Consider the following 16,645-nt stretch of genomic DNA (forward strand, 5'->3'; position numbering starts at 1 on the left):
CAGCCAAAAAAAATGTCTACAGTTGCTAAAAACGGCATCCAGAGCGAGTTTTAACCGACTACAGTTGCGTCTACACCTGTAGAGAGTGTAGACGCACTCAACCCGCACTGTAACCGCACTTGTCACCGTTGATCGTGGCAGTGTAACCGCCTTTATCACCGTCGATCGTGGCACTGTAACCGTACTTGTCACCTTCTGTTGTTGCGGTGTAGGCGAACTGTAGACGGGTTGAAACCGAGTTGAAACCGTGCATAAGTTGACTATAAACCGTGCTTTAGTTCCTTGATAAAAGCCTCAATCGCCTTTCCTGACGTTGATTGCTTGCCCATTTTCAGCTTGGCAAGAGCGCGATCGCGGGTTGCCTCATAGTCTGGCTGCAAGGGTTTACCTACTGAAGCCAGATGTTCTTTGAGTTGCTGGTTGTCCTTTTCCAGTTTTTTAACCTCGTTCTGCAACTGGTTGACAACTTCACTATTGGCTACAGTTGAATCTTCATTGCTTAATTGCCCGGTAGTGCTAGCCTCCTTCTCTACTACCGGGCTTTCAATTTTCCCCGCAGTTCCTCCAGTTGCGATCGCACTTCAGTTAGACTTGCTTCTATCTCTTGATTAACCAATGACTTTATATCTACAGTTGTAGACAGTGAATCTGTAGACAAATCGGCAGATTTTGTAAGTATCCTTTGAGCCGTCTGGTTTAGACTTTCGCCCTCTAACTGCAATCCTTCTAGCCATTCCACAACTTCATCAGACAAGCGAAACGAAAATTGTTTGCTGACCATATCTTATGTGACTGAATACGTCTGTCTACAATAGTAGATGGTTTCAGAGTCCTTGTCTACAACTTTATTGACAGTCTGTATTCAAGTATTGTATTCTAAGTGTAGACAGATGAATACATTTATTAACTCAGGTTGCAGCGAGTAAATCGTAGCGTCGTCTCGCTCCCTGCCCACATGGGATGGTTAAATGATCATCTGGCTTTAAAGTTGTGCGATCGCAATCTGTTGCGAAATCTGCTTCAATGATTTCAGATACAACAAATGAAGTCAGCGCTTGAATGCGCCCCGGCAAGAGAGTCTCTTACCTCTCCCCCACCGGCACGACTTCCCCCTTAAAAGTTGTTCACGCCACTAAGGAGGCAATAAGAATGATAGCGTCAGACGCGCCCACTTTGGGCATTTTTCGTCAAGCGTCAAAGTTTTGGCGTTTGCGAGTGAGTAAAGAATTCAGCAAGCCCGAATATTACATTGGTCAAACCGTGCTGCACAAGACAAGAGTGAGGCAGGGTGAGATTTTGTACCCGGTAACAGTACTTGGACTTTCCTGGACTGGCATGGACTGGCAGTACATGGTTTCCTTGCCAGAAGACCACCCTTGGTTTGAGGTAGACGATAACGAGCGGGAATGGGTTGATGACCGGGAGCTAGAGCCGATGTAATTAAGATCCCTTGGTAGTAGTGATCATTTGAACTAAAAACTAACCCCTGCCTAAGCAGGGGTTGCTTAACATTTTAAAAATGAGGAGAATTGTATGTCACAAATAGAACATTTTGACAAAATGCTGCAAGACGCACGGCAAAATGACGGCTACATCAATGCTACCGAATTGTGCAAGCATTTTGGGTATCGACTTGATAACTGGAAGCAGTTGCCAGAAACAAAAACTAGATTAAAGCACTTGAAAATTGCAGAGTTAAATACTGAACCTTGGATTATTCAGCGCGTAGGTAAAACTTGGGTAACTTGGGTTCACCCAATCATGGCAGTTCACTTAGCCAGCTACCTTGATCCAGGCTTTGCCAACTATGCAGCTGAGATTTTTATCAGGTACGCCGTGGCTGACCCAACGCTTGCTGCTGATATTGCCTCAAGGCAGGAAACGACTGAGGGGCTGGACATCATTAGCAAGGCAATCTAGAAGCGCTATGAGGACTAAAAAGCAACCCCTGCCTAGACTGGGATTGCTTAACATTTTAAAAATACGGAGAATTGTATGTCACAAATAGAGCGTTTTGACAAATTGGTGCAAGATGCACGGCGAGATGACGATTATATCAACGCTACCAAATGGTGCAAGCATTTTGGGCATCGACTTAATAACTGGAAGCAACTGCCAGAAACTAAAGCTAGATTAACGGAGTTTTCTGAAAGATTAAGAATTGAACAGTCAAATCCTGAAGTTGACACATTAAAATCTACACAGTCAAATCCTGAACCCTGGACTGTTGAGCGCGTAGGTAAAACTTGGGTGACTTGGGTTCACCCAATCATGGCAGTTCACCTAGCCAGCTACCTTGATCCAGTCTTTGCCAACTATGTAGCCGAGATTTTTATCAAGTACGTCACTGCTGACCCAACGCTTGCTGCTGACATTGCCTCCAGGCAGGAAACGACCGAGGGGCTGGACATCATTAGCAAGGCAGTTCAGGAGCGTTACGAGTTTCTTAAGTGTAAGGAAGCCAGTAACTATTACATAATCAAAGACGCTTGGGGGGATAACTTATACTACAACACTCTTACTGGAGAGATTCAATTAAATGGGAGTCCTTTAGAGTTACAGTCTCTCAAATTCAAGCTTGCTGTAGAACTTGATGTCAAGGTCGAACGTGAGGATGCAAAACAAATCGTTACGGCTCTAGCTGTAGTCAATACCTATCCTTTAATGGATGCTGCGAATCAGCAGAGATTCGGCGAAAAGTATTGGTATTTTTTCAACAGAAGAAACTTTGTACCAACAAAAGAGTGTCCGACACCACCAAAATTAAGCTGAGGCTTGGTTTTTAGGATACCCCACTGGTCACGAACAGAGGGGTATTTTTTGGCGATCTCTACTCCCCTTGAGAAGTGAATGACGTTACACGTTTTTTTTTTCAGAAAGTTGAAAAAGTAAGTGGATCATCCTGGATCATCTGGATCAGTATCAGTCTAAAGCGACACGTTTACCTGTTGCTAACACGAATAAATCAAGATTAACGAGTGTATATAATTACAATTTTCCTGGCAGTGATCCAAATTCGGCTCAAGTTGACAAACTAAAGATTAGTCAGTCAAATTCTGATCATCTGGATCACTTAGACCTATTTGAGTTTAAAGCAGTACCTTAACCTGTTGTGAACACGAGTAAGCTAAAGATTAATGGGTGTACAGAGATACAATTTTCTGTTAGTGATCCAGGTGATCCACTTACTTTTCCAACTTTCTGAAAATAATTTTGTGCAAACACAGTTGACTCAGCTAATTATGACTACTGTTGCATCTTCAGTCGATGGTGAAGTGAAGGGGCGGTGACAGATGCGCGACGCGATCGCTAACTCTCCCGATTGGGCCTTAACGCCCAACTGAGTTTCACTCAACGACAATTCGATGACAATTGAGCGATCACTAACTCTCCCGGTCGAGCCTTAACGCCCAACTGAGTTTCACTCAACGACAACGCGACGGTGTACGTGGCCGCTAAGAGCGATCGCAATTGAGTAGATGTAACTTCCGGTTTTGACTTCCGACTTCCACAACTAGCTAATAAAGTTGTAAGTTGAAGTTGGAAGTTGCCGCAACGTGCAGCACCAAGAGCAGCCGCCGCCGATTGTGTACAAAAACGTTGGGCATCAAGGTAATTCTCGCGTAACTAAAACCGGAACCGTTGAGGTTTCCTTAGCGCGAGTAAAGCGTGAAGAAACTAACTTCATCGACACAAACTGCTTTCTGTTATTGGGTTCTACAAATGCAAACAATGTTTCGGTATACTATACCGAATCGTGACATGCACTTGTATTTAACGACAACTCAGTTGGGAGTTAAGGGCCAATCGGGAGAGTGAGCGGTCACGCAATTATCGTGCAAATGTCGTGAGTGAACACTCAGTCAAGGGTTAAGGCTCAACCGGGAACGTAACGACTTTTCGGTGACTTGCAAACGACAATTTAAACCTATTCAAAAACAACCCACAGATTAATGTTTGTGCGAAATAAACCACGCTAAAAACAACGGAAACCTTAAGGTGTCCGAGAAATAAACCACGCTAAAACAAGTTATTCCTTTTTCGGCAAGTATATTTGTCACTGGTTTAATATTTGCAAAAATTGCAGTTTTAAAATTTCACTACTCAACGGAGTACACGCCGGCAAGTATACTTGTCGGCCGATGCTTTACTGTCCGAAAACACTGGTGAAGAATGGCGGTAAAAACCTAATAGGTTTTGCCAGAGAATTCTAAGGATTTTAAAGGCAGTCTAGCCGCGGACTTGGCTCTCAGTTGAGCAGGTCTGTAAAAAATGTTTTTCTAGTACCTAAGGTGTTAGAAGAATTTTTTCTACTTCTGGCTATCAACCGCGCACTCATGCCGCCCTAACCCTTGAGTGCAGCAGCGAGTTACTGCGTTGCATCCGAACGCACACTGTACAGCAGTTCTCGCCAGCATCAAATTTTTGCAACGGTAGAGCGTGAGTCGCACGAATCTTGCGACCGCATAAAGTAAACCAAGTTGTCTGACCAGGTTTCTCGTTATCCATTAGATGCAGCACTCCATTTTGGCTTATCTGCCTTCCTAGTACGTCCATACTCATACACCCGTGTTTGAGTTTATATTACCCGTCAGCAATGAAGTTCCTCTCTTCGAGATTAACCCCAAAGAGAGCAACTCAACATATTGCATCTCTTGTTTTGAGATACTATATCTAAGCTTTCAGGCTCAATTACTAATTCTGTTGCGTATACAGCTAAAACTTCACGCCTCTTTACTCCAGTAAGCCACAATTTGCAAATCAAATTACCATTGCAGTGGGGTTTTGGATGTTTAAATCACAGGCTTTAAGACAAAAACAAGCCATGCGAAGCGCAGACTTACAAAACCATTGCTATATAAAGGTTTCAGGGTTTAATCTCTCGTATACCCTGGTTGGAATACAACTTCTTCGGCCCTACCAAGATTGCTGAATCTTTACGGGAAATCGCTTCCAAGTTTGACGAAACAATCCAAGCAAACGCTGAGAAAGTTATCGCCAAATATCAGCCAACAATGGATGCGGTAGTCGGTAAGTATCGCCCCCGCTTGGAAGGTAAGACTGTCGCCATCATGGTTGGTGGTCTACGTCCTCGCCACGTTGTCCCAGCTTTCCTAGACTTGGGCATGAAGATGATTGGTACAGGTTATGAGTTCGCTCATAACGATGACTACAAACGTACCGCCGGCTACATCGAAAACGGCACCATCGTTTATGACGACGTTACCGCTTACGAATTCGAGGAATTTATCAAAGCCCTGAAGCCTGACCTAGTAGCTTCTGGTGTGAAAGAGAAGTACGTCTTCCAAAAGATGGGTCTTCCTTTCCGTCAAATGCACTCTTGGGATTACTCCGAACCTAGCGATCGCTCTTACAATTCAGGTAATGCAAGGTTTTTTAGCGGTGGGATAAAAAAGAGCCTATTTCTAGCCTAAATGTAAGTTGCAGCGTTATCTAAGAATAATATGTTTTTATGCTTTAAACAATATAACTCTTATTCTGTCTGGTTTTTAGGATTTGCTGGCATTTTGCTCAAAGAAAAACTGTAAAATGAAAGACTATTTTACATGATAATTCTTTAGATTAAAAATAGCCCTACAATTTATCATACATAGAACTTTTCCTTGTACACCTTTGGTAAAGGCAAGCAGCAGAAATAAACCAAAGCCACCAGAATCTGAGCAGGAAAAGATCATAAGTTAATCTTGGTGTTCTTAAATCAGCAAAAGTTTGCTTAAAGCTGCTAACAAACAAAATATAGATTGCAAAAATCGCAACAATTGGCAAAATCGATAACACAAGTATTCCAAAATCCCGAATAACTAAGGATCTAAATTTTGGCAGAATAAGCCATTGCGGTGGATTTGACCACAGAAGCTTGAGGAAAAGCGCATATACTCTTGTCAAAATCAAAAACCAGATGAGAGCTAACAGCAATGCAATAGTAGCAACGGCAAAGAAAAAAATTAGACCATTGTTACTTGCGTTACCTGTGACGGCTATAAGACCGCCTACAAATGAATAGCGCCAGAATTCAAACGCCAAAACTACGGTTGCACCGAAGTAGGCTGGTATTGCTAACTTAATAGCCATCATCCACGACTTTGAATAAGGTAGCCAAGCAGGAAACCAACTTTTATTACTCATAAACTAAATGTTGGTTTCAAGTTGCGGGTAGAATATCTGCTGAATAAAAGTCATTACGATAGCTGCTCATAATTTATCGAAAGAATCTTAATCAATTAATTTCTGTAATAAAGCCAGATAATTTATAAAAACAAGGTTAAGAGTGAACGCACTTCAAAATCATATAATGCAAGTTTTTTTAGCGGCGACAGAAAAAATAGTTATCGCCGCAACAAGTTAAATAACTTAACTAATTGATACAGTCATGAGACTTTTTGACATTAATACAAATATCTCTTGTTTTGATCAGATTGCCAGAGACTTGTTCCATAAAATGTCCTCCTTCATAATGGCTTCCCTTTCCGTGGCTGTTTGTTGCCCCAGACCTATGGCTACCTGTGCGGTTAGCTGCGTATGACGGCGTTATAAAGACACAGAAAACAAATAGAAAAATAAGTAATCGCACAGAATTATTTACACATGAGTTTCCAGTCTGGATAAGGTTTTCATACCTTAATTTTGTGTAATTAATTTTGTTTAGCTACTTAACACAGATAGCAAGGATTTTTTTCAGATGTTCGCTCATGATTATCAGTTATTTTGTTTATTCAACACCTCTTGTATAACTTTGCATTTTTTTTATAGCATCGGAACTTATACGGAAAGTCACTGAACTTACTCTTGCTTAAAGTCACGGTATATTTAGTTATAAACTTAGCACCAAGCGCACAGCAATGCTAAATATTCTGTATAGAATTTATCTCAATACTAAAAGAACCGCCGCAGTAAAGCGTCCAATCCTTAATTAACAATCCGGGACTTTGCCCAAATCCCGATGATTGCGTGTTAATAAAACTAATTTATGAGATGGTGCGATCGCATGACAGAGATTATCTGTGAGATGCATAAAAATTAGACTGTTGGTGCGATCGCTTCGTTGCACCGTGATGTGAAGCTGTTCTAGACTTAGAAAGATGCCATGCAGTTTATAATCACTATGAGCTATCACGATATTATTACAATTGAGCCGGACAAGCGAGGGGGTAAGCCTTGCATTCGACGGATGCGAATTACCGTGTACGATGTTCTAGGCTGGTTGGCAGATGGTATGTCTCATGGGGAGATATTAGACGACTTCCCTGAATTAACAGAAGAAGATATTAGGGCAAGTCTAGAGTTTGCTGCTGATCGTGAACATCGTTTAGTTGCTTCTCTACAAAACGCTACGCAAACGGTAGGTGGTGTTTGAAGCTGCTTTTTGATCAAAATTTGAGTCGCAAGCTGGTAACTCAATTAGCAGACGTTTTCCTTGATTCCAGTCACGTTCAGTTTCATGGGCTGGAAGTGAAGACTGATACTGAAATATGGGAATTTGCTAAAACTAATGACTTTTGCATCGTAACTCAAGATGTAGACTTTGCCGAAAGAAGTCGTTTGTATGGTTCTCCACCTAAAGTTGTATGGCTACGCTGCGGAAATGTACCAACAAAACAAGTTGAATCTCTACTTCGTTCTGGGGTGGAGGTAATTCAGGAGCTACTCAATAATCCAAGTCTGCATTGTCTAGAATTGTACTAAGGCTTTTTTTTCGAGGGATTGTGTGTGAGATTCATAAGAAGTAGACCGTTGGTGCGATGTCTACGACGGGCTTCTCTACGAGACGCTACGCGAACGCCTACGCATTCTTCGACAACCAGCTTGCGATCGCGTACCCGCCTTTTCCGGCGGCGATCGCGTGATGAGGGGATGCGATCGCATTAAACCATCCAATCCTCAATTAACAATCCGGTTACTTTGCTGAAATCTCGATGATTGCGCGTTAATAAAACTAATTTATGAGATAGGCGATCGCCCCAAATCAACAACACACCACTACATATTCATCCTGGGTGAAGTTAAGCGATCGCCTCTAATTCAGAAATGTATTCAGTTTCGTAGTTTTCAATTAAAACACCGATAACTTCCATTAGAGACGCGAGTGGATGCGTCTCGTCTTCACCAACTTGATCGATGAGACAATCAAGGATCTCAACCAAGCGTTCATATTCCTCTTCTGTATGAGGAACAAAGACGTTTTCGGCAATGGATGACCAAGCAGTGATGGTTTGATCAAGGTTGAAACTTTGCATTATTCCTTCCACTTTCCTTCTCTTCGAGACGCTACGCGAACATTATATTCTGAATGCGTTAACACAGCCCGAATGTAGACTTTTTGGCGGTTGTAGTGAATTGCGGCAATAAGTCGAACTTTGTTACCACCAATATTAAACACTGTCAATTTACCGACTTAATCTGCTGATGGAAACATTTCACGGAGTTCCACAAATGAGGCAAACTCATTTGCCTTGACCAATCCATACCACTGAGCCAAGGCGTTATTTGTATCTGGATGAAGTTTAGCAAATTCATTCAGCCGTTTACGAGTAATGACGTGCATCTCAAAACCCTAATGTCTTAATAACTCTGTCATTCATATAACTCACCTGCGATCGTTAATCTTATATTTTAATTATCGCCCCAACTCCAAAGTAGATTCATCCCCTTGCGAGAACAAAGTATTACACAAATTAACTACTGAATTTCTGAACAATTGTCTGTACAATTGCCAAAATCGCTCCTACATTATCCAAGTAATATCTTTGCTTATCAAGCAAAGCCACTTTTTGCGAAAGTTGAAGAAACTGCCAAACTTCTCCTGTTGTCACGCATCCATACACGGGTATTTCTGTTTGTCCAGATGAACGATTGAATAAATCCGCCGCCACCATTTGCGCGATGCATTGTCCTAACCCAGCTTCAACATCATTTTTTTTCGCTTCCACAACAGTAAGAATTGGGCTACGCAACGGTGGTAAAGGTGGAGCTATTGCTAAAATAAAATCACATTCCCCTATCAAGCCCTGTGCAGGATCAACGTCAAGTCTTTGTCCAGAGAAAATAGCCAAGCTATCTTGGCTGAGATCGCGACAAGCTAGTAAAATCGGTACAATAATAAATTCGCTCCGAGCCTTTTCACTAATCAGAGCTAATTGGGTTCGCTTTCCTAAAGTTTCATTTAACCACGAAGGAATAGAAAGAGGTACAAGCTTCGGAAATAGATCGGCTTCTTGGGTAGTGATTCCCAAAACAGCCGAAACTTTTTCTAGAGTAAAGTCGCTGTACGCCATAGTTTTGACTCAGGAATATTGCTTAATACACTTGAGGCACAAAGAACTGCTCATTGCGGGGAGCGCGAACATAATCCTCAGCCACAGGTCTAGACGGAAGCTCTAAGGAAGGAGGCGTCATATCTTCGTAAGGAACTTTGCTCAACAAATGATGAATGCAGTTGAGCCGCGCCCGTCTTTTATCATCTGCTTCAATGGTAAACCAGGGAGCTTCTGGAATATTCGTGTAAGCAAACATGGTATCTTTTGCTTTGGAGAATTCTACCCAGCGATCGCGTGATTCCAAATCCATAGGGCTGAGTTTCCAGCGCCTTGCTGGATCGTGACTGCGAGAAAGAAAGCGTTTTTCTTGTTCTTCATCGCTGACGGAGAACCAGTACTTGATTAAAACAATGCCCGATCGCACCAGCATTCGTTCAAACTCCGGGCAAGATTGCATGAATTCTTGATATTCTGCTTCGGTGCAAAAACCCATCACCCGTTCAACTCCGGCTCGGTTGTACCAACTGCGATCGAAGAGAACTATTTCGCCTGCTGTCGGAAGATGTTGCACGTAACGCTGAAAATACCACTGAGTTTTCTCACGATCGGAGGGGGTTCCTAGAGCAACCACACGACAGCCACGAGGATTGAGTGGATCGGCAATGCGTTTAATTACTCCTCCTTTGCCGGCAGCATCGCGCCCTTCAAATATGACGACAACCCGATAGCCAGTGTGCTTAATCCAGTATTGCATTTTGACTAGCTCAATCTGGAGTTGCTTTAGTTGAGTTTCAAAAGTCGTTTTGGAAATTTTTTTGGCAAAAGTTTCACTGCTACCATCAAAAATCCGTTTTGATTTTTTAGATTTTTTCTTGTCTTTTGGCTTTACTAGGCTTTCTATTAAGCCTGTAGCGGGTTGAGCTAGATCATTATTTTGCTGGGTTTCAACTTCATCAATTGACATTGCAGTAACTCCATGCCATTGAATCGGCATAATTATCTATAAAGTATATATTTTAATCCAGGCTGAGTGTAAATATACACCTTGCAGCTATTACCACACCAAAGATGTAAAATTTTTATCCATTCTGTTGACGCTCACGTTCTTGAGCTAGAGTCTTTCGGTAATCAACAGCCTCAGCAACTTTTGTAAAAGTTATCTCCGATCTACAGATTTTAAGTTCTGCGTCTGTTTCTCGTACAACTTTGACTATTTCTTCTAGCGAAACTCGGAAAAACTCTTTTCTCTTATTCTCTTTGTTCATTCTTCTAGCGTGAAAATATCTATGTAAGCGAGATTCAAGCTCTGGAGCATTTTCACAAAAGATCATAGCGTGAATATCAAAAGGGAAAGGAACAGAAGCATCACTTAGCTCTTTAACTCGCTCCATTGGTTCAAGCCTTCGTGTCATACCGATCTTATAAACATCTTCACCAAAGGAACCAATGTTTGAAATGATGTAGATGTGTCCAGATTTAGTCAGTTGAGCTTGAGAGATAGCCCTTTCCTTATTTGCTTCTGCCTCTGCAAGCCGCTTTTGTAACTCTTCGATTTGGCTAAAGAGTTTCTGCTGAACCTTTCCGGTCGCTGATTCTATATCTGTACGAGCTTTTTCCAGTGCCTCTTTATAACAACGCTCCTCACGTTCAGCCTCCTGTTTAGCTTTCTCAAGATCACGTAATGCTTTTTCCTCTTCACGCATTTGTTCACGAATAGTACGCTGTTCTTCCTGTTCCCGATATTTTTTCTCTTGATATTCGTGGGTTAACCAAAGTTCTTCTAATTTGATATCTAAGTACCGTGGTGCAACCTCACAGTGTGTAGTTTGAGACAGCTTATTCAAGTCTTCATAGGTTTTTCTAATACGATTCTCCATTGTTTCGACGTTGCTGTACTTGACTTTTGCTACAGAGGCATCACATTCGCCATTGAAAGCGCGAAGAACCAATTTGAGAAAGTTATCGGTCATTTTTTTGCCTTCTTTCACGCTACCGCCGACTGACCATTGCGTATGACAGACAGCAGCTTGCTTATCCTTAATCATTTGTTTCTGCTGGGCACGAATCTTGTCCAAGCGTTGCTTGTACTCTTCAGCCTCGTGAAAATCATATTTAGATTCGTAAAACCCGAAGGCTTCAAAAATTTCTTGCTCTTCAAGTCCTTGAAGTTGCGCCTTAAGCCCTGAGATTTTGACAGATAGTTCTCGCTCTTCTGTGTCTGCCTGTTTATCAAGTTGTTTAATTCGATCTGTCAGGACGGTGATTTGCGTATCTAGTTCTCTGGCAGTATCTTCTCTGGATATGAGTCCTCCATATTTCCGATCTACTTCTTGTAATCGCTTATCTATTTCCTTTAATCTCTGTTGAGCTACTGCATAATCGTTTTTGCCTTGTTGTAGGCGTTTAGCCACCAAAGTTAGTGCAGTGGCTAATCCGATGGACACGAAAAATAATAGATATGTCATTTAGTTTTTTATAGATTTATGCAAGTATATATTGTCAAAATACTATCCAAACTGCCATTAACCTGAATTCGATCAATCTTCTCTGCAATCCGCTCCAAATTTAGCATAAAGGGATTAGGCATGAAGAAAAGGGCAAAGGGAAAAACTCGTTGCAAGTTCTCACTCAAGTCCTCTTATCTCCTCATCCCCATTTTGCTGGAAGTGTAATCACAAACTCAGTCCCCTCACCTAAAGTTGAATTAACAGCGATCGCTCCACCATGTTTTTCGACTACAATCTGATGAGCGATGTCTGACGACAAGCCGCTTTGCATCTACGCTAATCCTAATCCTGTTCTTTCCTCAACTTGGAAGGGTTTGGTAATGTAGTCTACGCCGCCTACCTTAAATGCTTTTTTGATGTCAATTTCCTTTGGCGATGTCTTTTCTAATTAATAAAAAGGTTGGTGATAACTGGTTCACAATGGATTGGACAGAATCGTAGCTAGTAGAGTGCGTTGTGCGAACGACAATGCACCACTGTATATATAGCTAACCCTTCAAGCAACGCCGTAATCTGTGTACTGTCTTTTATACGGAGGCTGCAATCCCAAAAAGAATTTACCTTTAGCTTTGTTCAAAAATCTCAATTCATCCCCCAAATATGCAATGCCCAAGGAAGCTTGAACAATCATTCTTGGGCTTCAGTCTGGGAAAGCTAAACCAGTCATCGGGTCACGAATATATAACCCTAGTGTGAGACTACGAATCGCTTCATCCCAAACGGGTATTAATTGTTCTGCTTGATCTACCCAATAATCGAATGTAATCAAGCACTGAATATTCGACCCCAAAGCAATGCAAGTCCGCGAAAAAGCTTCCCGTGGTTCTTCCTGAGTGTCAATGAACTTCATCTCTGTCCAGACAATTTTGGCAGTTTGGCGCTTGACGGTAATAATTTCTCCCTTAGCAATGATGTTGCGGCTGTCGTTCTCCAGAACTTTCTTCAAGGTAGATTTTAGCGGAAACTTGCTCCAATCATTGGGTGGCAGAGGATTAAAAGATACTTCTAGACAGCAATCATCGTTGGGGGGTTTTTTATCGAGGAACTTGAAGGATTTTTCTTGTGGCTCAAAAACCCAATCCTGGGGAACATTGAAGCGAACAGCCCCGCGATTCGCAACAAATATTTTATAGCCTGATGGAGATTCCCAACGATGGTCAGGCTTTAGTTCAAGGGTTTCTTTAATCCACTGGAGATTGCTTTTTTTACGCTTTGCCATAGTGTTTTTGCCAATCTGCTGAAGAGGGCGTAGGCGTTAGCCCGTCGTAGACACCGCCTAATTTGGGTCGTAAACAATCATCACCTTTGTTAATGTTATCAAATTGCTAGTATTTAGTAGCGCTCTTTTATTACTCTTACCAAATAAAAATTAGAAATCTTGATTTTTATTCATCGGCTTTATGAATCTATGGGTAAGTTAGGGAGCCACAGTCAACCCAGCAAGCTAAGGTTCTCCTTCAGCTTAGGACTGGCGTTGAAGGTTTGGGCAACCCCCAAAAAGCGGAGGATTTCACCCAGAATATTTTTTTGAACCAGCAAGCGATCGCTAAGAACCTATTTGGCAATTTTAACGGTAAAACTCAACCTTATGATTAAATTTTCAGCTTTCAGCATAAAAATCTTAGCCGCAGTGTTCATGGTTATGGATCATGTGTGCTATTTGCTAATGCCAGACTTTTTAATATTGCACTTTATTGGGCGATTGAGCTTTCCCCTCTTTGCATGGCTTCTGGCTAAAGGCGAAAAACATACCCAAAATGTGTACCGCTATGGAGGCAGGCTATTAATTACAGCAATTATATCTCAGCCAATCTATACTGTTGTTTTCCAAAAGTTCTCATTTAATATTCTCTTCACGCTTTTTCTGGGACTTGTGATGTTGCGCTTAGTAAAGCTTTGCACGCAATTATGGCAGCAATTAATAATTATTGGATTGTGTGCAGCAGTTTCTGAGGTCTTGGGCTTTGAGTATGGCGGATATGGGATTGCAGTAATTTTATTGATGTCTTTAATAGACAAACTCAGTCTCAGAGTATGGTTGCTGTACTGGTGCATCTTGCACTTGATTTTAGTAATTCTATCTATAAATTATATATTTCAAATTTGGGCAATTTTTGCAGGATTCATTGTCCTTCAATTCAATAGTAGGCAAGGTTCACGGGCTAGATGGTTTTATGTGTTCTACCCGGCTCATTTAATAATTTTAGGTGTAATCAATTATTTCATACAGTCCAGGTAGGATTTACGATTTGATAAGCGATATTTACGAGGGGTTAAGCCTACACTCAATTTATTAATATTCTCAATTTTTTTATTTAGCCCAACCTACGGCTAAACATAAATCTGCTGCAACCCATACAGGAATTAAAAAAACTAATTTCATCAATTACAAAATTCTATTTTTCTTGCCAAAAAATTTCAAAACTTAAATATATTTATATCCAAAGATAGATGCTATATAGGTAGATATCCTTCTTTAGCAAGATATCTATTTTTTTAAACTACTTTTAGTAGACCATAAGTTGAAAATAAATAGTAGATATACATTTCATTCAATGATATTCATCAGATAAATCTTATAAATCTTAGTCTTTTGTTAATGTTTACGAGCTATGATGCCAGAGTACTGAATAATAATTCGGATTTAAATATCTAGGGATAATTGTGTCATCTAGGAAAAATGCCCTAGATTTATCCCTAAATCTGCAAAATGTAGCCGAAAGCAACTTAGGTAAATCTTTAAGGTAATAAGCATGAGTTATACTATCGAATCTGCACGGAATATTTTTTCTAGCACTCAAGTGGCAGATGCTGTTCCAGCCACTACAGCAATGTTTGCTAAACTCAACATTGACGATCAACTGGCATTTCTCTGGTATGCCTACGCTGAACTAGGTCGTACAATTACTCCAGCTGCTCCCGGAAAAGCAAATCTCCAATTAATGGAAGGTATATTCAACGATATTAAGCAGATGTCTCATGAACAACAAACGCAGTTAATGAGAGATTTAGCAAGTAATGCAGATACTCCTATCAGCCGTTCTTATGCATACTTTGGCGTCAATGCCAAGCTTGGATTCTGGTGGCAGTTAGGAGAGTGGATGAAACAGGGTATCGTCGCTCCTATGCCAGTTGGCTATCAAATGTCAACCCAAGTTAAAGCAGTGCTAGAAGCTGTTCAACAAATCGATCAGAGTCAGCAAATTACTGTACTACGCAATACTGTAGTAAATATGGGGTTTGATCCGTCTCTGGCTGATAACAAACAGGCAGAAGTCATCAACTTTAAGTTCCCGCGTGCATCCTTAAGTCCCCAATTTACTATTGAGGGAGTTACAGAGCCAACAGTGCTGAAATACATTGAAGCTATGAATGCAGATAACTTTGAAGCTGCTGTAGCTTTATTTGCTAATAATGGTGCGCTGCAACCACCTTTCCAAAAACCAATTGTTGGCCAAGAAGCAATCACTGCCTACCTAAGAGATGAAGGACAAGGGTTAGTGATGAAACCAACCAAAGGTGTTTCGGAAACTATAGAAGATGGTTACACGCAGCATAAAGTTACTGGTACAGTGGAAACTCCTTGGTTTGGAGGTAATGTTGGGATGAACATTGCTTGGCGATTTTTACTCGATCCTCAAGGTCAAATTTACTTCGTAGCTATTGACTTACTTGCTTCTCCAAAAGAACTGCTTAACCTAACTCGCAAGTAAAATTTCTTTGCTTTAATAGAAAAGCAATTGCGCTTGTTTAAGATGATGTTTTAAAAGATTTTTTGCTCTTATAGTTAGCAAATGATTGCATATTAGTACATAGCTAAAACATTAATTTCGCGTTGTACTTAACCCAGGCAGAACTGCGAAATTATAACTTTCGGGGCTTTTAAAACATCTTCTAAGTGTCATGATAATCATCAAATAAAATCTCAATCAATGCTCGGTTCTAGGTGAACCGAGCTTTATTTATTAGCTTCCTTCTTTCTAGTAGCTAACCTGATACCCAGCTGCATTTACAGGAGATTTCAATTTGCTAGAGTACATAAACTAAGCTTCAAAGTCTGACATAAAGCCTGTTTTACTTCTGAATTATGAATGATGACTCCTGAATTTTGCTGTAAGCGTCATGCTTTGCGATCGCACTGCCATTACGATAATCATAACTGGTCATTACAGCCCAGAAATATGGATAAAGTCGAATTTAGTAAGCAAAATCGCATTTTACTTCCTCATTTCGGTGTTTTCCGCAAGCAAAAGTAGCTCTTACTTTCTCAAACTCCAGTTTGCTTTCTCATTTAAGTAATTTGCGTAATCTGCTGTAATTATCCCTATGTATCAAAAGCTATTGCAGATTTGCCGGAACTCTCTCAGGCTGAACTATACGTAATTTATTAAGGTAAAGAATATTGACCGTACTGCATATTTATCCGTTAGTAGCGGTGCAGCCCAACGCACCCTACAGCTTGACAAAAAAATTTAAAAAAAGGTAAGTATGTGGGCATCTTGGGAACTATAGAAGTAGATCAGATTAAACTCAACTTCTAGTTTCCAATGAAAACTCACTATCCTAGCAAAGAAGGTAAAGCGTTTCCATTACAGATTGTTCTTGTTATTCCCTTCCTTATCCAGATTTTTGCAGCAGTAAGTTTAGTGGGTTATTTGTCCTTTAAAAATGGACAAAGAGCAGTTAACGACTTGGCAGAGCAGTTGATGGATCGTACCAGCGACGTAGTAGATGAACATTTGAAGTCTCGTCTCTCCATTCCACAAACCCTTAATCAGATTAACGCAGATGCTATCCGCAGGGGAATATTAGATGTGCGCGATCGCAAAACCCTTGGCAAGTATTTCTGGGATCAGATGCAGG

General features: G+C 41.0%; 25 protein-coding genes and 2 pseudogenes. 12 read left to right on the top strand and 15 right to left on the bottom strand.

All coding sequences use genetic code 11. From position 1 onward, the window contains the following. Positions 1 to 260: 260 nt before the first annotated feature. The 3 genes from VE944_RS21505 to VE944_RS21515 form a co-directional block, all read right to left on the bottom strand. A complete protein-coding gene (locus tag VE944_RS21505; protein WP_324981576.1) occupies positions 261 to 455 on the bottom strand; it encodes a hypothetical protein in 195 nt (64 codons plus the stop codon). Positions 456 to 532: 77 nt separating this feature from the next. Continuing rightward, positions 533 to 781, bottom strand: coding sequence for a hypothetical protein (locus VE944_RS21510; RefSeq protein ID WP_324981579.1), 249 nt, complete (start codon positions 779 to 781; stop codon positions 533 to 535). 127 nt (positions 782 to 908) lie between these two features. Continuing rightward, on the bottom strand, positions 909 to 1,073 hold the full coding sequence (locus tag VE944_RS21515; protein WP_324981582.1) for a hypothetical protein: 165 nt from the start codon (positions 1,071 to 1,073) through the stop codon (positions 909 to 911). A gap of 76 nt (positions 1,074 to 1,149) precedes the next feature. Between VE944_RS21515 and VE944_RS21520 the strand changes: the two genes are divergently transcribed. The 3 genes from VE944_RS21520 to VE944_RS21530 all read left to right on the top strand — a co-directional run bounded on the left by VE944_RS21520 (position 1,150) and on the right by VE944_RS21530 (position 2,772). Beyond that, positions 1,150 to 1,440, top strand: a complete 291-nt coding sequence (locus tag VE944_RS21520; protein ID WP_324981585.1) for a hypothetical protein — start codon at positions 1,150 to 1,152, stop codon at positions 1,438 to 1,440. Positions 1,441 to 1,533: 93 nt separating this feature from the next. Then, positions 1,534 to 1,920, top strand: a complete 387-nt coding sequence (locus tag VE944_RS21525; protein ID WP_324981588.1) for a KilA-N domain-containing protein — start codon at positions 1,534 to 1,536, stop codon at positions 1,918 to 1,920. A gap of 75 nt (positions 1,921 to 1,995) precedes the next feature. Beyond that, the gene (locus tag VE944_RS21530; RefSeq protein ID WP_324981591.1) at positions 1,996 to 2,772 is read left to right on the top strand and encodes a KilA-N domain-containing protein; all 777 of its coding nucleotides are present in this window, start codon (positions 1,996 to 1,998) and stop codon (positions 2,770 to 2,772) included. A gap of 460 nt (positions 2,773 to 3,232) precedes the next feature. Here VE944_RS21530 and VE944_RS21535 read toward each other — a convergent pair whose 3' ends face one another. Next, on the bottom strand, positions 3,233 to 3,355 hold the full coding sequence (locus VE944_RS21535) for a hypothetical protein (RefSeq protein WP_324981594.1): 123 nt from the start codon (positions 3,353 to 3,355) through the stop codon (positions 3,233 to 3,235). A gap of 202 nt (positions 3,356 to 3,557) precedes the next feature. Between VE944_RS21535 and VE944_RS21540 the strand changes: the two genes are divergently transcribed. Next, complete coding sequence (locus VE944_RS21540; protein WP_324981597.1) at positions 3,558 to 3,761, top strand: hypothetical protein; 204 nt, start codon at positions 3,558 to 3,560, stop codon at positions 3,759 to 3,761. 574 nt (positions 3,762 to 4,335) lie between these two features. On the opposite strand, the gene VE944_RS21545 is transcribed toward VE944_RS21540, so the two are convergent. Beyond that, on the bottom strand, positions 4,336 to 4,563 hold the full coding sequence (locus VE944_RS21545; protein ID WP_324981600.1) for a hypothetical protein: 228 nt from the start codon (positions 4,561 to 4,563) through the stop codon (positions 4,336 to 4,338). A gap of 323 nt (positions 4,564 to 4,886) precedes the next feature. Here VE944_RS21545 and VE944_RS21550 point away from each other — a divergent pair. Further along, a pseudogene (locus VE944_RS21550) lies at positions 4,887 to 5,435 on the top strand (nitrogenase component 1); the annotation flags it as partial. 160 nt (positions 5,436 to 5,595) lie between these two features. Here the strand turns inward: VE944_RS21550 and VE944_RS21555 are convergent. Then, positions 5,596 to 6,147 carry a hypothetical protein gene (locus VE944_RS21555; protein ID WP_324981603.1) on the bottom strand — a complete coding sequence of 184 codons (552 nt, stop codon included), beginning with the start codon at positions 6,145 to 6,147 and terminating at the stop codon, positions 5,596 to 5,598. Positions 6,148 to 6,931: 784 nt separating this feature from the next. Then, on the bottom strand, positions 6,932 to 7,135 hold the full coding sequence (locus tag VE944_RS21560; RefSeq protein WP_324981605.1) for a hypothetical protein: 204 nt from the start codon (positions 7,133 to 7,135) through the stop codon (positions 6,932 to 6,934). Here VE944_RS21560 and VE944_RS21565 point away from each other — a divergent pair. From VE944_RS21565 to VE944_RS21575, 3 genes are read left to right on the top strand one after another with little or no spacing between them, the layout of a single operon-like run. After that, entirely contained in the window at positions 7,124 to 7,375 is a 252-nt protein-coding gene (locus tag VE944_RS21565; RefSeq protein ID WP_324981607.1) for a DUF433 domain-containing protein, read from the top strand. The two genes, VE944_RS21560 and VE944_RS21565, sit on opposite strands and share 12 nt — an antisense overlap. After that, positions 7,372 to 7,704, top strand: a complete 333-nt coding sequence (locus VE944_RS21570) for a DUF5615 family PIN-like protein (protein WP_324981610.1) — start codon at positions 7,372 to 7,374, stop codon at positions 7,702 to 7,704. Before VE944_RS21565 ends, VE944_RS21570 begins: the two co-directional genes overlap by 4 nt. A gap of 24 nt (positions 7,705 to 7,728) precedes the next feature. Then, complete coding sequence (locus VE944_RS21575; protein ID WP_324981614.1) at positions 7,729 to 7,887, top strand: hypothetical protein; 159 nt, start codon at positions 7,729 to 7,731, stop codon at positions 7,885 to 7,887. Positions 7,888 to 8,021: 134 nt separating this feature from the next. On the opposite strand, the gene VE944_RS21580 is transcribed toward VE944_RS21575, so the two are convergent. The 8 genes from VE944_RS21580 to VE944_RS21615 all read right to left on the bottom strand — a co-directional run bounded on the left by VE944_RS21580 (position 8,022) and on the right by VE944_RS21615 (position 13,001). Next, positions 8,022 to 8,255, bottom strand: a complete 234-nt coding sequence (locus VE944_RS21580; protein ID WP_324981616.1) for a hypothetical protein — start codon at positions 8,253 to 8,255, stop codon at positions 8,022 to 8,024. Then, the gene (locus VE944_RS21585) at positions 8,255 to 8,398 is read right to left on the bottom strand and encodes a type II toxin-antitoxin system HigB family toxin (protein WP_324981619.1); all 144 of its coding nucleotides are present in this window, start codon (positions 8,396 to 8,398) and stop codon (positions 8,255 to 8,257) included. The genes VE944_RS21580 and VE944_RS21585 overlap by 1 nt, the downstream gene beginning before the upstream one ends. 15 nt (positions 8,399 to 8,413) lie before the next feature. Then, complete coding sequence (locus VE944_RS21590; RefSeq protein WP_324981622.1) at positions 8,414 to 8,563, bottom strand: type II toxin-antitoxin system HigB family toxin; 150 nt, start codon at positions 8,561 to 8,563, stop codon at positions 8,414 to 8,416. A 130-nt stretch (positions 8,564 to 8,693) separates the two neighbouring features. Next, entirely contained in the window at positions 8,694 to 9,293 is a 600-nt protein-coding gene (locus VE944_RS21595; protein ID WP_324981624.1) for a hypothetical protein, read from the bottom strand. A gap of 22 nt (positions 9,294 to 9,315) precedes the next feature. After that, positions 9,316 to 10,269, bottom strand: coding sequence for a polyphosphate kinase 2 (ppk2, locus tag VE944_RS21600; protein ID WP_324981627.1), 954 nt, complete (start codon positions 10,267 to 10,269; stop codon positions 9,316 to 9,318). 85 nt (positions 10,270 to 10,354) lie between these two features. Next, positions 10,355 to 11,719: an SNIPE associated domain-containing protein gene (locus VE944_RS21605; protein ID WP_324981630.1), complete on the bottom strand. Its 1,365-nt coding sequence runs from the start codon at positions 11,717 to 11,719 to the stop codon at positions 10,355 to 10,357. 202 nt (positions 11,720 to 11,921) lie between these two features. Next, entirely contained in the window at positions 11,922 to 12,053 is a 132-nt protein-coding gene (locus VE944_RS21610; protein ID WP_324981633.1) for an ATP-binding protein, read from the bottom strand. Between the two features lie 369 nt (positions 12,054 to 12,422). Beyond that, on the bottom strand, positions 12,423 to 13,001 hold the full coding sequence (locus tag VE944_RS21615; RefSeq protein WP_324981636.1) for a hypothetical protein: 579 nt from the start codon (positions 12,999 to 13,001) through the stop codon (positions 12,423 to 12,425). A 369-nt stretch (positions 13,002 to 13,370) separates the two neighbouring features. Here VE944_RS21615 and VE944_RS34180 point away from each other — a divergent pair, with 369 nt between their 5' ends. The 4 genes and pseudogenes from VE944_RS34180 to VE944_RS21630 all read left to right on the top strand — a co-directional run. Continuing rightward, the gene (locus VE944_RS34180) at positions 13,371 to 14,021 is read left to right on the top strand and encodes a TraX family protein (protein WP_414690149.1); all 651 of its coding nucleotides are present in this window, start codon (positions 13,371 to 13,373) and stop codon (positions 14,019 to 14,021) included. A 514-nt stretch (positions 14,022 to 14,535) separates the two neighbouring features. After that, positions 14,536 to 15,495, top strand: a complete 960-nt coding sequence (locus tag VE944_RS21620) for an orange carotenoid protein N-terminal domain-containing protein (protein ID WP_324981639.1) — start codon at positions 14,536 to 14,538, stop codon at positions 15,493 to 15,495. Between the two features lie 378 nt (positions 15,496 to 15,873). Further along, positions 15,874 to 16,038 carry a hypothetical protein gene (locus VE944_RS21625; RefSeq protein WP_324981642.1) on the top strand — a complete coding sequence of 55 codons (165 nt, stop codon included), beginning with the start codon at positions 15,874 to 15,876 and terminating at the stop codon, positions 16,036 to 16,038. Positions 16,039 to 16,329: 291 nt separating this feature from the next. Continuing rightward, a pseudogene (locus tag VE944_RS21630) lies at positions 16,330 to 16,645 on the top strand (histidine kinase); the annotation flags it as partial.

The organism is Nostoc sp., assembly GCF_035638895.1.
In the GTDB taxonomy this organism is placed as follows: Bacteria; Cyanobacteriota; Cyanobacteriia; order Cyanobacteriales; family Nostocaceae; genus Nostoc.

Coding starts and splice junctions, on each gene's coding strand:
- VE944_RS21590 (WP_324981622.1), bottom strand. CDS start 8,563: ATGCACGTCATTACTCGTAAACGGCTGAATGAATTTGCTAAACTTCAT.
- VE944_RS21625 (WP_324981642.1), top strand. CDS start 15,874: ATGATGACTCCTGAATTTTGCTGTAAGCGTCATGCTTTGCGATCGCAC.
- VE944_RS21565 (WP_324981607.1), top strand. CDS start 7,124: ATGAGCTATCACGATATTATTACAATTGAGCCGGACAAGCGAGGGGGT.
- VE944_RS34180 (WP_414690149.1), top strand. CDS start 13,371: ATGATTAAATTTTCAGCTTTCAGCATAAAAATCTTAGCCGCAGTGTTC.
- VE944_RS21525 (WP_324981588.1), top strand. CDS start 1,534: ATGTCACAAATAGAACATTTTGACAAAATGCTGCAAGACGCACGGCAA.
- VE944_RS21555 (WP_324981603.1), bottom strand. CDS start 6,147: ATGAGTAATAAAAGTTGGTTTCCTGCTTGGCTACCTTATTCAAAGTCG.
- VE944_RS21610 (WP_324981633.1), bottom strand. CDS start 12,053: ATGCAAAGCGGCTTGTCGTCAGACATCGCTCATCAGATTGTAGTCGAA.
- VE944_RS21620 (WP_324981639.1), top strand. CDS start 14,536: ATGAGTTATACTATCGAATCTGCACGGAATATTTTTTCTAGCACTCAA.
- VE944_RS21615 (WP_324981636.1), bottom strand. CDS start 13,001: ATGGCAAAGCGTAAAAAAAGCAATCTCCAGTGGATTAAAGAAACCCTT.
- VE944_RS21580 (WP_324981616.1), bottom strand. CDS start 8,255: ATGCAAAGTTTCAACCTTGATCAAACCATCACTGCTTGGTCATCCATT.
- VE944_RS21510 (WP_324981579.1), bottom strand. CDS start 781: ATGGTCAGCAAACAATTTTCGTTTCGCTTGTCTGATGAAGTTGTGGAA.
- VE944_RS21595 (WP_324981624.1), bottom strand. CDS start 9,293: ATGGCGTACAGCGACTTTACTCTAGAAAAAGTTTCGGCTGTTTTGGGA.
- VE944_RS21530 (WP_324981591.1), top strand. CDS start 1,996: ATGTCACAAATAGAGCGTTTTGACAAATTGGTGCAAGATGCACGGCGA.
- ppk2 (WP_324981627.1), bottom strand. CDS start 10,269: ATGCCGATTCAATGGCATGGAGTTACTGCAATGTCAATTGATGAAGTT.
- VE944_RS21545 (WP_324981600.1), bottom strand. CDS start 4,563: ATGAGTATGGACGTACTAGGAAGGCAGATAAGCCAAAATGGAGTGCTG.
- VE944_RS21520 (WP_324981585.1), top strand. CDS start 1,150: ATGATAGCGTCAGACGCGCCCACTTTGGGCATTTTTCGTCAAGCGTCA.